This is a genomic window from Terrimonas ginsenosidimutans (genome assembly GCF_022012415.1).
GTDB classification, from domain to species: domain Bacteria; phylum Bacteroidota; class Bacteroidia; order Chitinophagales; family Chitinophagaceae; genus Terrimonas_A; species Terrimonas_A ginsenosidimutans.
This window is the reverse complement of record NZ_JAKLTR010000012.1, coordinates 85,516-100,250: the sequence shown is the minus strand read 5'-3', so window position 1 is coordinate 100,250 and position 14,735 is coordinate 85,516. Positions and strand designations below refer to the sequence as shown.

Here is a 14,735-nt window from a genome sequence, read left to right as displayed (position 1 = left end):
TAACATGAAATATAGAAATTACCGATATATCATAGTCGTGCTTGCTATCGTGATCTTTTCCGGCACAGGCTGTAAAAAAGTCCTGGAAGAACAACCGCGAACATTCTTCGCTCCCAGCTTTTTTACGACGGCAGATGGTCTTCAGGGCGGCGTTGCCGGGATCTATTCCAGTTTCCGCGGACTCTGGGGTACACAGATCTTTACGCAACTATTCAACACGGGTACAGATGAATCGAAACGCGGATCTGCTGCTGATGTGGTTTGGTGGTTCACTTATAATAATGCGAGTATCAAGAGCAATACGGATGATTACCTTGGGTTCTGGAATACACTATATATTGATATCAATACCGCGAATGGGATCCTGCAGTATGGTGCCGATGCGAATGTTCCGCCTGCTACGAAAACGCAGCTGCTGGCCGAAGCAAAATTCCTGCGTGGATTTTGTTACTATTATCTAGTGACCACTTTCGGAGCAGTTCCTTTACATACAACATTTAATACATCTGCATCAACTGCCGATTCAAGAGCACCAATAGCGGATGTGTATGCGCAGATCATAAAGGATTTTACGGAATCGTCCGTTGATCTTCCAAATACGCCGGCTGCCGGCACGGGTAAACCTGCCACTAAAGCCACCGCGTTATACCTGTTGGCGAAAACATATTTATGGAGAGGATGGTCTGATGCGGCACAGGCAACGGATTTTCAGAACGCGTATACGACGGCCAAAGGTGTGATTGATAATAAAACGACCTATGGTCTTGATCTTCTCCCTTATTTCCCAGACGTTTTCCGGGAAGGCAACGAATATAGCAGGGAAGTTATGTTCGTGATCGATCATACAAGGGACCTGAAATACGGTCAGAACAATGCCCCCGGTTCAGGTGGTGGAGGCGCAGGAGCGAACCAATCGAATTTCTTCTGGCGCCCTACTTATACCAATATCAATGCAAACTATCCGGCAACAGGTGGTGCTAATATGACTGTCCGCGATCCGGCAAATGGGCGGCCTTACCAGCGGATCAGACCAAATTCAAGATATATTTATGATGTAGCTTTTGCCAACAGAGAAACAGATTCGCGTTATGATGGCACATTTCAGACCGCCTGGTTGTCCAACAGCGTTGCCAATTCCGTCAGGGGAACAACTGGTGCAACAACGCCCAGAGGTACGCTCATCAACCAGGTTGATACATCGATCTGGATGGCAGACCGGGTGATAACACCCGCACAAAGAGCCGCTTTCAAAGGAGTGATCTTCGAGCCGGAGCATCTGCCTGGCGTTACGGTTCCTTTCACCACTGCTTTCTATCCAAGCGTGCGCAAGTTTGACGACTCCACAAGGATTGATATGAACGATTATTCGGACCGGCCGTATATCATGTTCCGGTTTTCTGACCTGTATTTGATAGCCGCAGAAGCAGCGTTCAAAGGAGGCGGCACACCGCAGCAGGCTGCGGATATGATCAATGTGCTGAGAACAAGAGCGGCGTTGAAAGCAAATCAAACTCCGGCACAGTATACCGCAAACGTACTCGCGCAACAGGTGACACCGGCGCAGGTTACCATCGATTTTATCCTGAATGAAAGAAGCCGCGAACTCTTCGCAGAAGATACCAGGTGGTGGGATCTTTCAAGAACAAAAAAGCTGGTGGAAAGAGTGCAGTTGTACAATTCAGAAGGAGCAGCAGGTGTGCAGCCATATAATATGTTAAGACCTATCCCGCAGACACAGATCAATCTCGTTACGGAAGGTCCTGCGTTTCCGCAGAACCCGGGATATTTCTAATCCAATGTCGTTTAGTTGAGAGATCGCCCTACACTAGCTCGATGGCCGATGACTGATGGCTGAGTGTCGCATTTGGATGGAAGCAATTGCTGCTAATTGGTATTGGCTATTGACACCAGTGGGTATATGTCTTTTCGGCCAACGGCCATCGAATGAACTTTCGGGAAATCCTTAACTAGACAACATTGATTTCTAATCAGTGTTTCATTCAGCAGTTAGCTAGTTATATAGCAATCGTCGGAGGGGTGATTCTTCACCCCTCCTTTTTTTCGGCGCCGGCACAGCGGCATCAGTGAAGAACAAGTTAGGGAAGTAATAGACGATGGCTAAAACAGATTTTAATTGGAGCAGGTTAGTCGGAAACTGTCAACCTGTCGCCTTTCTCTTCCTTTTTTGGCTCCTAAATGCGTTAAAATTATCTCTTACGGTCATTTTATTATTCCCTGCAAACGACGACCAAGAACCGAACTAACGTCGAACAAGAAGCGGTCAGAAAAATGCCTCCGGTTGTTTAATACTGGTTATCGTTCCAACCGAAACTTTCTCATTGCAAATGCCAAAATGACTTGTCCCTTCCAGCACGGTGAAAAGAGCAGGTTGTGTAACAATCCATCATAAAGTTGTAAACGTAAATTGGCGGGAACCCGGAGGCTGTGGTAAGCGGCTTATCAACCCTTCTTACGGCGGCTTGATTCTCTCACAATAAGCTCTGAATGGATAACGATTTTGCTGGTGGTATCAATGGTTGATTTGCCTTCGAGATGCTGGATCATGTTTTTGGCGGCAATGGCCCCCATGTCAAATCCCGGGTAGTTGATGGTGGTAAGATTTGGGTCTACAAATTTGCAGATCTTGTCGTTATTGAAGCCAACGATAGCAATGTCTTCCGGGATCCGGACTCCATGCTCTTTGAGTGTTTGTAAACAAACCGCCGCCGTGAAATCATTGGTAATAAATGCGCCGTCCGGGAAAGGTGTCTTTTTAAGAATTTCCAAAGCGGAAGTTCTGCCACCTTCCTCGCTCAGATCTCTGATCAGGACCAGGTCGCTATCATAAGCTATTTTATGGTCAAACAGGGCGTCCTGGTAACCCTTGTGCCGTTGGGAATAAACATTCCGGCGCAGATCGGAAGTTACCATCACTATCCGTTTGCACCCCTGTTCGATCAGGTGAGTGGTAGCCTGGTAGCCACAACGGTAATTATCGATCACGATCTTGGTGGCATCGGAGTTTTCATCCACCCGGTCAAAGAACATGATCGGGATGTTTTTCTCCTGGAATGGCTTGAAATGTTTAAGATTGGTTGTTTGAAGCGAAAGGGAGACAAACAGCCCGTCCACACGCTTATGGAAAAGATTTTTTGCGTTGGCGGCTTCTTTGTCGAAGCTTTCCGAAGAATGGGCAATGATCAGGTCATACCCTGCTTCGGATGTCACTTTCTCTATTCCGGCCAGGACGGAGACCATGAAATTACTCTGCAGTTCATGCACGAGCACCCCGATAGTGTAAGTTTTGCGGGTCCGGAGGTTACTGGCAAAGGTGTTATGACGGTAACCCAGCTTTTCAGCTGTGTCTTTCACTTTGCTGATCGTTTTCTGACTTATCTCGGGATGATCCTGCAAGGCACGGCTAACAGTTGAGGATGATACATTTAGTTCCTTCGCTATATCGTATATAGTAATCTCTCTCTTCATATTGTTTCAGCAAGCTTGGTTAAAACCGGATTCTGGTAAGGCCTAAGGGAATACACAACGAATAAAGCTAGGTTTTGGCCAAACGGTTATATGGCACATTTGTCAAAATAAACCACACAAATGTCTAAATGGAGAGAGGCGGCCTATCTATACTGATCGATTTGGTATTGATTATCAATAGTCGCTGATAATTAGACTGGCTGATTGTGTTACGTGGTTTTGCAGGTGCTGAATGTTTAGATCCATACCAGTAGGATGAAATGTGTAAAGCACGTCAACCGATCTGCTTTGATAAGCCTGATCCGGGCAATACAGAGTCAGCGGTTACATACTGCTATTTTTCACAATCTGACTTATCTTAAGTCCATTCAGTATTGCAATATGTTGCCTTCTGTCAGTATCTTAGACGTTCTTAGAATAAATGTCATCATTTCAATTATTGAAAGGCTTTCCGGTCAGCAGTTAAGCCTTTGCAACCTGTGCGAAATACAGGTACTGCTCCTAATCTCCGACTTTAAAAAATATCGTTATGAAGCATAAGCTGCTGATTGCAGCAACATTTTTACAATGTTCGCTTGCCGCACAAGAGAAATTTATATCGCCGGTTGGTCCGGATGCAGAGCCTGTTGCCCCGGGGAAATTTCAACCAAACTGGCGGTCCCTTAAGCAATACAAAGTGCCGGAATGGTATCGTAATGCCAAGTTTGGCATCTGGGCGCATTGGGGGCCACAGTGTCAGCCCGGCCAGGGCGATTGGTATGCGCGATTTATGTATAATGAGGGCAGTGCGCAATACAACTGGCATGTGAAAAATTACGGTCATCCTTCGAAAGCCGGTTTCAAAGAAGTGATCCATAGCTGGAAGGCAGATAAATGGGATCCGGAAAAACTGGTAGCATTATACAAAAGGGCAGGAGCGCAGTATTTTTTTGCAATGGCCAATCATCATGATAACCTTGATCTGTGGGATAGTAAATACCAGGAATGGAATGCTGTAAAGGTGGGGCCGCAAAAGGATATCCTGGAAGGTTGGGCAAAAGCTGCGAAAAAACACAACCTACCGCTCGGTCTGAGTGTGCATGCAGCACATGCGTGGTCATGGTTTGAAACCGCACAACGTTCAGATACCGCAGGGCCGTTCAAAGGAGTGCCGTATGATGGGAAATTGACAAAAGCGGATGGCAAGGGAACATGGTGGGAAGGCCTGGATCCGCAGGCCCTGTATACACAAAACCACCCGCTCAGCCAGGGTAGTGAGCACACTGGCAAAATACACAGCCAGTGGGATTGGGGAAATGGCGTGTCTGTTCCATCCGTTGAATACTGTGAAAAATTCTATAACAGAACGGTTGATATGATCAATCGTTTCAAGCCGGAATTATTATATTTTGATGACACCGCTTTGCCTCTGTACCCTGTCAGCGATGCAGGACTAAAGATCGCGGCACATTTTTATAACAGCAATATGGCCTCTCATAACGGGAAACTGGATGCCGTACTGTTTGGAAAGATCTTAACGGCAGAACAAAAAGAATGTTTGGTTTGGGATGTTGAACGGGGCGCTCCGGATAAGATCCAGGACCTTCCCTGGCAGACCTGTACCTGTATAGGCGACTGGCATTATAATGATGCAGTGTACGAAAACAACAGGTATAAGACCGGGAAAAGCGTTATTCATATGCTGGTGGATGTGATCAGCAAAAATGGTAACCTGCTTTTAAATATTCCTGTCCGTGGAGATGGATCGATTGATGATAAGGAGATCGCTGTATTGGAGGATATTGCTGCGTGGATGGAGATCAACAAGGAAAGTATTTTCGATACAAGACCCTGGAAAGTTTTTGGCGAGGGGCCTTCCGTTGAAGCTTCTAATCCGATCAACGCACAGGGTTTTAATGAAGGAAAAATTAAATTCACCGCGAAGGATATCAGGTTCAATCAAAACGGAAATGTCTTGTATGTGACCCTGATGGGTAAGCCTGATGAAAATATCATCATTAAAAATCTGGGAACGTCTTTGAGTCCCGGAATAAAAATTAAAAAGGTAGAATTATTGGGCAGCAGGGTGAAGCTGAACTGGAAACAGCAGGCCGCTGGATTGGAGATTATAAAGCCATCGACCATTCCTGATGAGATAGCGGCTGTATTTAAGGTTTATCTGTAAAGGCTGAAGACGGGAGCCCATCACGCCAGTTGAACTATTAAGCGGCCTCTCCTCCTAGACGAATATGTCGAGTATCAGTACTCCCGCCAAACCCAGTATCGAGATCAGCGTTTCCATCACCGACCAGGAAAGAAAGGTCTGTTTCAGCGATAGTCTGAAAAACTCCTTGAACATCCAGAAGCCTGAATCATTTACATGAGATCCGAAGACGCTTCCGGTTCCGACTGCCAGTACCATCAATTCGGGCGAGACTGCTCCGGATGCGACCAGCGGACTGACCACGCCCGCAGCCGTGATGCCGGCAACCGTTGCCGATCCAATAGATACCCTGAGCAAGGCCGTGATCATCCACCCGAAAACCAGCGGTGGCATTTGCCACTGGCTGCTGATCGCGGCAATATGTTCGTCCGTTCCGCTATCCTGCAAGATCTGTTTGAATACGCCGCCGCAGGTAATGATCAGCACAATGCCGGCAATGCCTGCTATTGCCTCATTCAGCCACTTCATCGTGGCGTCCATTCCCTGGCCAGCTCTTATGCCGAAATACCAGATCGCCACCAGCGCGGCGATCAGCAAAGCGATCACCGGATTTCCGATGAATTGTGCGATCGCATTGACGGAAGATCCTGGTAAAACAGCTTCCGCAATTACTGCGATCGCGATCAGTATCACCGGTAAAAGACCGATCAGGAAGCTTGGGGCAGCGGCAGGTGTTGGCCTGGAAGGATCTTCGGTTGCCGTAAAGAAGGATGTGGTGGAGGAAGACGCTACATTTTTGAGGATCCTTCCCAGCAACGGACCGGCAATGATCACCGTTGGTATGGTGATGATCAGGCCTAACACCAGCGTTTTACCGATATCAGCCTGGAATGCATTCGCCAGGAAGATAGGACTGGGATGAGGAGGAAGAAAGCAATGTGTGGTGGATAATGACGCGGCCATGGGTATGGCAACGTATAACAACGGAAGGTTTGCTTTTCTTGAAATGGAAAACACCAGCGGCACGAGTATCACAAAGCCGGCATTGTAATAAAGCGGGATGCCGATCAGGAAGCCGGTGAGCATAACGGCCCATTGGATCCGCCGTTCCCCAAACGCATCGATCAGCGTGGATGCGATCTTCCCGGTGGCACCACCGCTTTCGAGGATCTTTCCCAGCACAGCGCCGAGGAAGATCACGAGCGCGAGCCCGCCCATGGTGTTGCCCACGCCTTTCTCAAACGACTGGATGATCTGTGCAGGCGTCATTCCCAATAAGAAACCTGCAAAGATGGAAATGATCAGCAGTGACAGAAACGGTGCAAGTTTTTTGTATGTCAGAAAGATCTGGAGGCATACGGCGCATAATATGACAAGTAATTCCATGACGGTAATTTGGTGTATGAATGCCTGGCGCAGGTTCCCGCGGATCAACGCAGATTTTGCCACTATGATCGAACGAAGGCCTTTAAATGCTCTTATCGGCTTTATCACATGCCCGGATTACGCAGAATAAAATCTGCTATCGGGAACTGATCTGCGTAATCTGCGGGGACCTTACGCCGCACCTTTATCAAGCTATTCAACAGTATTAACCAACTCTCCAATCCCATCTATAGCAATGGCAATCTCATCCCCGGATCTCAGCGTAAAATCACTTCCCGGCACAATACCCGTCCCCGTCATGATCAGGCAACCGTAAGGAAAACTACATTCCCTGTAGATAAATGATACTAATTCTTCCGGTGTTCTTTTCATCTGGCTGATCGCAATGCTGGCATTGAAAGCTATAGTCCCACCACGCTTGATGGTCAAATGAATACTGGTTGATGGATCAAGCGGCTTATCAGTGAGATAAACACAGGGCCCCAGTGCAGCGCAACCATCATATGTCTTTGCCTGTGGAAGATAAAGTGGATTTTCACCCTCGATGCTGCGGCTGCTCATATCATTTCCGATAGTGTAACCAATGATCTTTCCCGAAGAGGTGACCACCAGTGTCAATTCCGGTTCCGGCACATCCCAGGTGCTGTCTTTCCTGATCCTCACAAATCCCCCGTTGCCTGATACCCGTGATGGTGTGCTTTTGAAAAAACATTCAGGCCTTTCGGCTTCATACACTTTTGCATAAAAATCGGCACCGCCAGCAGCTTTGCTTTCTTCCTGCCGCCCAACCATACTTCTGTAGTAAGTGACGCCGCAGGCCCATAATTCCTGGTTCTTTCCAATGGGAGCAAGGGTTTCGTTGATCGATATGGCTGGCACCGGAGAAAGTTCTTTGATCGATGCAGTGGCCTTCTCCAATACATCATCCTGACTGATAAACGAATCCCATTGTTGTGTTGTGACAAGATATAATTGCTGATCTTTTTCAATCACAATGCCGTCCCGGGTGTTGTATAATTTCATTTTTTTGATTTAGGGATGTTGAGAAAAGATAGTGAGGTTTTTGTTGTTATGAGGGAGATGCGAGAGTTTCCATAGGTTTCTTAACCTGTAACATGAAAATATTGAACATCGACATTTGCGGATAGTTTAGTAAATATTGTCCTATTGAACCTCTCCAACCTGTTAATGCGAGTCTCGCGAAACTCTGCTTCCGCTGCTGCCGCGAAGAAAATCAAGATCGGCTCCCTTGTCAGCTCCCATAACTGTCTGCACGTACAGGCTTACATAACCCCGATCTGCTGCAGGCTTCGGTTTGAGCCAGGCTGCTTTTCTTTTCTCCAGTTCCTCGTCGTTAACGTGCAGGTGAAGTTTGCGCTGCTCTACGTCCAGTTCTATGAGATCGCCATTTTGGACCAATGCAAGATTTCCTCCGATCGCGCTTTCAGGAGATACATGCAGTACGGCCGTACCATACGCGGTGCCGCTCATACGGCCATCGCTGATGCGTACCATGTCCTTAATTCCTTTCTGCAGGATCTTTTTGGGCAATGCCATATTGCCTACTTCCGGCATGCCGGGATAACCAACTGGACCAACATATTTCAGTACCATTACACAGGTTTCATCAATATCAAGTTCCGGATCATCTATTCGCGCATTATAATCTTCGATGCTTTCGAAAACAACAGCGCGGCCGGTATGTTTCATCAATGCAGGTGTGGCCGCAGAAGGTTTGATCACGGCTCCGTTCAGTGCCAGATTTCCTTTTACTACCACGCAACCTGCTTCAGGAATGAATGGCGTATCGATGGAAGCGATCACTTCTTTGTTGTAACAGTCGGTGGCGCCAGCAATATTTTCATGGTGATTTTTCCCGGACACGGTTATTACATTCTTATGCAGCTCTTCTTTCAGTTGTTCCAGTATCACTGGCAATCCGCCTGCATAGTAGAAATCTTCCATCAGGTATTTACCGGATGGCATCAGGTTCAATAATAAAGGGATCTTGCTGCCGAGCCTGTCAAAATCTTCCAGGCTGATGTCAACACCGATCCTGCCGGCGATCGCCATCAGGTGAATGATAAAGTTAGATGATCCACCTACGGCTGCATTTACTTTGATCGCGTTCTCAAATGCTCCCCTTGTTAATATTTTATCGATCGTCAGGTCTTCTTTGACCATTTCTACAATTCTTCTTCCGCTCAATTGGGCCATCACCTTCTTCCTTGAGTCTGCAGCCGGTATAGCTGCTGCTCCGCTTAAGGTGAGTCCCAGTGCTTCTACCATGCAGGCCATTGTGGAAGCGGTGCCCATCGTCATGCAATGCCCGATACTGCGGCTCATGCAGCTTTCCGCCACTTCGCATTCTTCCTGTGTCATCAGGCCGGTCTTCATGTCTTCATCAAATTTCCAGACATGCGTGCCGCTGCCGATCGTTTGTCCTTTATAGCGGCCATTCAGCATCGGTCCACCGGGAACTACGATCGTCGGCAATCCCACACTGGCAGCACCCATCACTGTTGAGGGTGTTGTTTTATCACAACCTGTCAGTAACACCACACCATCCAACGGATTGCCCCTGATGGATTCTTCGGCATCCATGCTCGCGAGGTTCCTGAACAGCATAGCTGTTGGTTTTAACAATGTTTCACCAAGGCTCATGATAGGGAATTCTACAGGGAACCCGCCTGCTTCCAGCACACCGCGTTTCACCGCTTCAGCGTGACTATGAAAATGCGCATTACATGGCGTCAGTTCACTAAATGTATTGCAGATGCCGATCACCGGGCGGCCGTCAAACATATCTGTCGGCATGCCCTGGTTCTTCATCCAGCTGCGGTATATTATTCCATCTTTGTCTTTCCTGCCAAACCAATCTCTGCTTCTTAATCTTTTGCTCATGGTATTATAATTGGTAACAAATGTTGTTCAACTAATCTATATCATTTTCAGTTCGTTTGCCATTCACCAGCCGCAGTATTTTCAGCGAATTCTTATCTCTGAGTTCTTCCGGCAATAATGCCTGTGGCATTTGCTGATAAGAGACGGGGCGTGTAAACCGGTAAATGGCGGCTGTTCCAACAGAGGTACTTCGGCTATCTGTTGTGGCGGGAAATGGTCCGCCATGGACCATTGCTGAACAAACTTCCACACCAGTTGGAAATCCATTGATCACTACACGGCCTGCCTTTTGTTCAAGTATGCTGATCAATTCTCCATATTGAGCTAACTCGCTTTCCGTACCGTGTACGGTTGCTGTGAGATGGCCGGAAAGATTGCTGGCAATGTCAAGCATTTCTTCTTTAGAGTTCGTTGCAACGGCCATACTTGCTGGCCCGAATATCTCTTCTCCAAGTTCGGGATTGTTTTGGAAAGTCTGACTATCTGTGTATGATAAGAGAGGAGTTACGATATGTCCGCCTGATCTTTCAGGTGTACTGCCCTTCGCTAGAATGGAAACGCCATTGATCTGTAAATTTTTCTCAACGCCATCGGCATACGCAGCAGACATGCCAGGAGTAAGCATTACGGCACCGGATGTATTCTCAAATGATTCTTTCAGCCAGTCGGTGAAATCTGGTTGATCGTCTTTCTGATAGAACAACATACCGGGATTGGTGCAAAACTGTCCGACCCCTAACGTAACAGATGCGGCATATCCGGCAGCGATCTTACGGCCATGCTCTTTCATTGCTGCCGGAAGAACGAATACGGGATTGGTGCTGCCCATTTCGGCATAGACAGGAATCGGGGCCGGTCTTGCAACAGCCGCATCGAACAAGGCTTTCCCCGCCTTGTAAGAACCGGTAAAGCCAACGGCTTTGATGGCGGGATGTTTGACAAGTTGTATGCCGGTGGTTTGTCCGTCGCCATACAATAAAGAGAACACGCCATCGGGCATGCCTGTTTCTTTCGCTGCTTTTTGAATAGCTTTTCCGACAATGGCTGAAGTGGCGGGATGCGCACTGTGTGCTTTCACGATCACGGGGCAGCCAGCCGCCAATGCAGATGCTGTATCTCCGCCCGCAACAGAAAACGCAAGCGGGAAATTGCTTGCACCAAATACGACGACCGGTCCTATCGCGATCTGCATAAAACGCAGGTCTGGTTTGGGAACGGGCGGCCGATCCGGAATACCTGTTTCAATACGCGCATCCACCCATGAACCTTCGCGGAGCAGCTCCGCGAACATTTTCAGCTGGTTCACCGTTCTGCCACGTTCTCCCAATATTCTTTCAGGGGGCAGTGCCGTTTCCTGGTGACAGGTTTCAATGAGTGCTCCGCCGGCTTCGATGAGCCCTGTTGCGATAGCTTCGAGGAATAACGCTTTCTCTTTTCCCGTCTTCCTGTAGTATAACGGAAAAGCCGACGCCGCTTTCTCTGCTGCACGATCTGCTTCTGCTGCCGTTGCTTTATAAAAAGAAAACGGGTTGTCTGTTCCGGAAGAGGGATTATATGAAGTGAATTTTTCTGATCCTTCAGCTGAAAAGGAAAATCCGATCAATTGTTTTTCTTCGGTCATTTCGTTTTATTGGTCGTCCGTGCTTAGCAAAGTGAAAGACCTGATGTAGAAACAACAGGTCTTATGCCTATGTAACTGCTGCTATTGTAGCGCAAACGATGATTGTTAAAAATCGTTGAGAGAATTTATTTGTTCATCTATACGCGGATAGTCAGGGCGTCATTTCCTCCCATGCTGGCCAGCCTCCCGGAATGGCAGGGCTTTGCACATTCGGAAACACACTATACCCGTGCATTGACGCCCGGTCTCGTAAGTGGATCCCGGTGCTTATACCCGCGCCAGCGGAGGGAGTTGAGACGTCAGAGCCCGTGACCTTACCTTCCAGCGCACCCATTACGTTGACAGTCCGGTTCTGCCGGATCTCATCCAGGCGAACTGTCTCCGCAGAATAACCGGGCTTTTTCGACTCCAGGATGGTTCCGGTTATGGTCTGTGCATATCCGGCAGAGAGGAAGAGCGTAAAAAAGATCGGGAGAGCAAGCCGCAATACACCCGGCATGGGTGTGCAACGATCATGAACATTCATAAAGCAAGTCGTTTTAGTTAAAGGAAGATGCCTGTGATTACGCTGATCCGTAAGCTGACAATCTGCTGCTAAACTATTCATACTTAAACACGAAGACTTCCAATAAAAAACTTCGTTGGAATTTGTAAAGGCGGTAAAACAATTTTCACTTTCTTTACCTGTTTGTTGACATTAATGATTGCGCTAAACAACCAGTGAAGTTGTTTGACATTGCTTATGAACCAGTTTGTACTTGATCATAGTAGAAGCGATGACCAGTATCTCCGCTTGTTTCCTCATATAAAGGAGATAGGCGTCATCAAAAATTCCTCGATACGTCTTGGTGGTTTCCCTTACTCTCCCGCAACCGATTTCGAAATTTATTATGTTCAGGATGGAAAATTTGAGTGGTGCGTTGATGGCAATGTTTTCTATGCTTACCCTGGTGATGTGGTGATACTGTTACCTGGCGCAGCCTTTGGTAATCCAAATGGAGTACTTGAGATCGGTAGTTTTTCCTGGATCAAAATAGAAGGAGATGGTATTCAACAGAATAGGTATTGGGTGCCGGGTGAATGGAGCCGTTTGAACAAAGAAGAGCGTGAGCAGGTTGGCAGCGTTATTTGCTCGGGACATCCGCCGATCCTTCAGAAATTCACTGACGCAGGTAATATATTAAAGAATATACAAGCTGAATTATCAGCACAATCAGTTGGTTACCGTGCGAAAGTAAACGGCCTGCTGGATGAGTTGCTGATACATATCGCGCGGCAATTCACGAAGGTCACCAATCCTGGCCGTGATTTTCCGAGAACATTCATGGAGTTTGAACAGCAACTGAGGAAAAACCTTTCACATCAATGGACAGTTGAAGAGATGGCTGCATTGATCGGTATGGGAACGACCTTATTCAATGAAAGGGTAAGAAGCTATTCAGGGTTTTCGCCATTAAGTTACCTGATCAATATCAGGATCTCGCAAGCGATCAAGTTACTTAAGGATCCCGATATCAGTCTGACGGATATCGCACTGGATACAGGTTTCTATTCATCACAACATTTTTCCACCACGTTCAAGAAGCTGACGGGATATACGCCCAGCCAGTTCCGGAAAAACCACTTAAAGGATAAATAATTGTTTATGGAATGTATCATCACCATTGAATTGGGAACAAATGCTGTGAGGGTGTATGCATTTGATCTGCAGGGGAACATTATCGGGTCTCTCAAAGGCTATTGCCCAACGTTCCATAGCGAGCCTGATTATAGCGAGCAGGATCCTGACCAGGTTTTCATCACCATGTTGTATGTGCTGAAGAATCTTCTTACAGAGAAGATCCATCCTAAAAAATATAAGGTGGCGTGCATCTGTTTCAGCTCGTCCATGCATAGCGTGCTTGCGGTGGATAAACGCGGGAACCCGATGGGCAAAGCCATCACCTGGGCGGACAACAGGGCGATCAAAGAAGCGACGGATTTAAAGCAAACCACTCTGGGCGATAAGATCTATAAAGCAACAGGAACTCCTTTGCATCCGATGTCTCCGTTGACCAAGATCGCGTGGATCAAGAATAATGAGAAAGATAAGTTCAAACAGGTAAGTAAATTCATTTCAATAAAGACATACATTCTGCAACAGTTGACCGGCGAATACATGATCGATTACAGTATCGCTTCGGCAACAGGGCTGCTGAATATTCATAAGATCAACTGGGATGCCGATGCATTGAAGTTTGCGGGCATCAACTCATCTATGCTGCCTGAACTGGTGCCCGTGTTCACCCGCGCTGGTAAGCTAAGCAAGGCTTATCAAACATCATTAGGGCTGCCGGCAAGCACGAAGATCCTGATCGGTTCCAGTGATGGATGTATGGCGATCCTGGGAGACGGTGTAAATGGTGAAGGAGCAGCTACGATCACTATTGAAGACAGTGGTGCCGTTCGTGTAATGGGTGACAAGGTGTTGCAGGATGATCAGCACAGGTTCTTCAATTATTTGCTGACCGAGAACCGATACGTATCAGGCGGGCCTACGAATAATGGCGGGAATATCTTTGAATGGTTCACACGCCAGTTCGGAGATTTCAAAAATCCATTTGATATAGAACACAGCATGCGTGAACTGATCAGTGAAGCATCGCGTGTGGCACCAGGTTCAAATGGCCTGCTCTTTTTGCCATACCTGTTAGGGGAGCGTGCACCGATCTGGAATGCGAATGCACGCGGCGTATACTTCGGTGTGAATATCAAACATGAAAAAGCACATTTTGTGCGGAGTACGATCGAGGGAATACTTTATGGTATTTACAGCATAGGAAAAACGCTGGAAGAACACAGGAAGATAGATACATTATGCATCAATGGTAGTTTTGGCAGTCAGCCTTTCGTGACACAGATGGTAGCCGATATCTATAATAAACCTGTTCGTTTACGTCAGAACTATCATAGCGTCAGCTATGGTTCTTATCTCCTTAGCGCAACAGAGATGGGCATTTTCAAGTCGCTGGATGATGCGGCGAAAACGGTATCGCTTGTGGATATGGTTACACCTGATAAGCAGGCGCATCAAACTTATCTGAAGTACTATAAACTGTTCGCGAGGCTGAGTACAAAGTTGTCGGGTGAGTTTGCGGCGATCGCTGCGCTGCAGCACTAATCCAGTTGATTATTCTTTTTATCGATCAATACGAT

General features: G+C 47.2%; 10 protein-coding genes. 4 read left to right on the top strand and 6 right to left on the bottom strand.

Features of this window, described 5'->3' with window-relative positions:
• Positions 1 to 4 precede the first annotated feature (4 nt).
• Entirely contained in the window at positions 5 to 1,792 is a 1,788-nt protein-coding gene (locus LZZ85_RS18140; protein WP_237874761.1) for a RagB/SusD family nutrient uptake outer membrane protein, read from the top strand.
• Between the two features lie 668 nt (positions 1,793 to 2,460).
• Here LZZ85_RS18140 and LZZ85_RS18135 read toward each other — a convergent pair.
• Positions 2,461 to 3,486, bottom strand: coding sequence for a LacI family DNA-binding transcriptional regulator (locus tag LZZ85_RS18135; RefSeq protein ID WP_237874760.1), 1,026 nt, complete (start codon positions 3,484 to 3,486; stop codon positions 2,461 to 2,463).
• A 529-nt stretch (positions 3,487 to 4,015) separates the two neighbouring features.
• Here LZZ85_RS18135 and LZZ85_RS18130 point away from each other — a divergent pair.
• Entirely contained in the window at positions 4,016 to 5,650 is a 1,635-nt protein-coding gene (locus tag LZZ85_RS18130; RefSeq protein ID WP_237874759.1) for an alpha-L-fucosidase, read from the top strand.
• Between the two features lie 54 nt (positions 5,651 to 5,704).
• On the opposite strand, the gene LZZ85_RS18125 is transcribed toward LZZ85_RS18130, so the two are convergent.
• The 5 genes from LZZ85_RS18125 to LZZ85_RS18105 all read right to left on the bottom strand — a co-directional run bounded on the left by LZZ85_RS18125 (position 5,705) and on the right by LZZ85_RS18105 (position 12,066).
• Entirely contained in the window at positions 5,705 to 7,015 is a 1,311-nt protein-coding gene (locus LZZ85_RS18125) for a gluconate:H+ symporter (protein WP_237874758.1), read from the bottom strand.
• A 192-nt stretch (positions 7,016 to 7,207) separates the two neighbouring features.
• The gene (locus LZZ85_RS18120) at positions 7,208 to 8,038 is read right to left on the bottom strand and encodes a fumarylacetoacetate hydrolase family protein (protein WP_237874757.1); all 831 of its coding nucleotides are present in this window, start codon (positions 8,036 to 8,038) and stop codon (positions 7,208 to 7,210) included.
• 162 nt (positions 8,039 to 8,200) lie between these two features.
• Positions 8,201 to 9,919 carry an IlvD/Edd family dehydratase gene (locus tag LZZ85_RS18115; protein WP_237874756.1) on the bottom strand — a complete coding sequence of 573 codons (1,719 nt, stop codon included), beginning with the start codon at positions 9,917 to 9,919 and terminating at the stop codon, positions 8,201 to 8,203.
• A 31-nt stretch (positions 9,920 to 9,950) separates the two neighbouring features.
• The gene (locus LZZ85_RS18110) at positions 9,951 to 11,540 is read right to left on the bottom strand and encodes an aldehyde dehydrogenase (NADP(+)) (protein ID WP_237874755.1); all 1,590 of its coding nucleotides are present in this window, start codon (positions 11,538 to 11,540) and stop codon (positions 9,951 to 9,953) included.
• A 151-nt stretch (positions 11,541 to 11,691) separates the two neighbouring features.
• Positions 11,692 to 12,066 carry a hypothetical protein gene (locus tag LZZ85_RS18105; protein ID WP_237874754.1) on the bottom strand — a complete coding sequence of 125 codons (375 nt, stop codon included), beginning with the start codon at positions 12,064 to 12,066 and terminating at the stop codon, positions 11,692 to 11,694.
• 216 nt (positions 12,067 to 12,282) lie between these two features.
• Here LZZ85_RS18105 and LZZ85_RS18100 point away from each other — a divergent pair, with 216 nt between their 5' ends.
• Positions 12,283 to 13,179 (top strand): helix-turn-helix transcriptional regulator, encoded by an 897-nt coding sequence (locus tag LZZ85_RS18100; RefSeq protein ID WP_237874753.1) that lies wholly within the window; start codon positions 12,283 to 12,285, stop codon positions 13,177 to 13,179.
• A gap of 6 nt (positions 13,180 to 13,185) precedes the next feature.
• The gene (locus tag LZZ85_RS18095) at positions 13,186 to 14,700 is read left to right on the top strand and encodes a gluconokinase (protein ID WP_237874752.1); all 1,515 of its coding nucleotides are present in this window, start codon (positions 13,186 to 13,188) and stop codon (positions 14,698 to 14,700) included.
• The last annotated feature ends 35 nt before the right edge of the window (positions 14,701 to 14,735 follow it).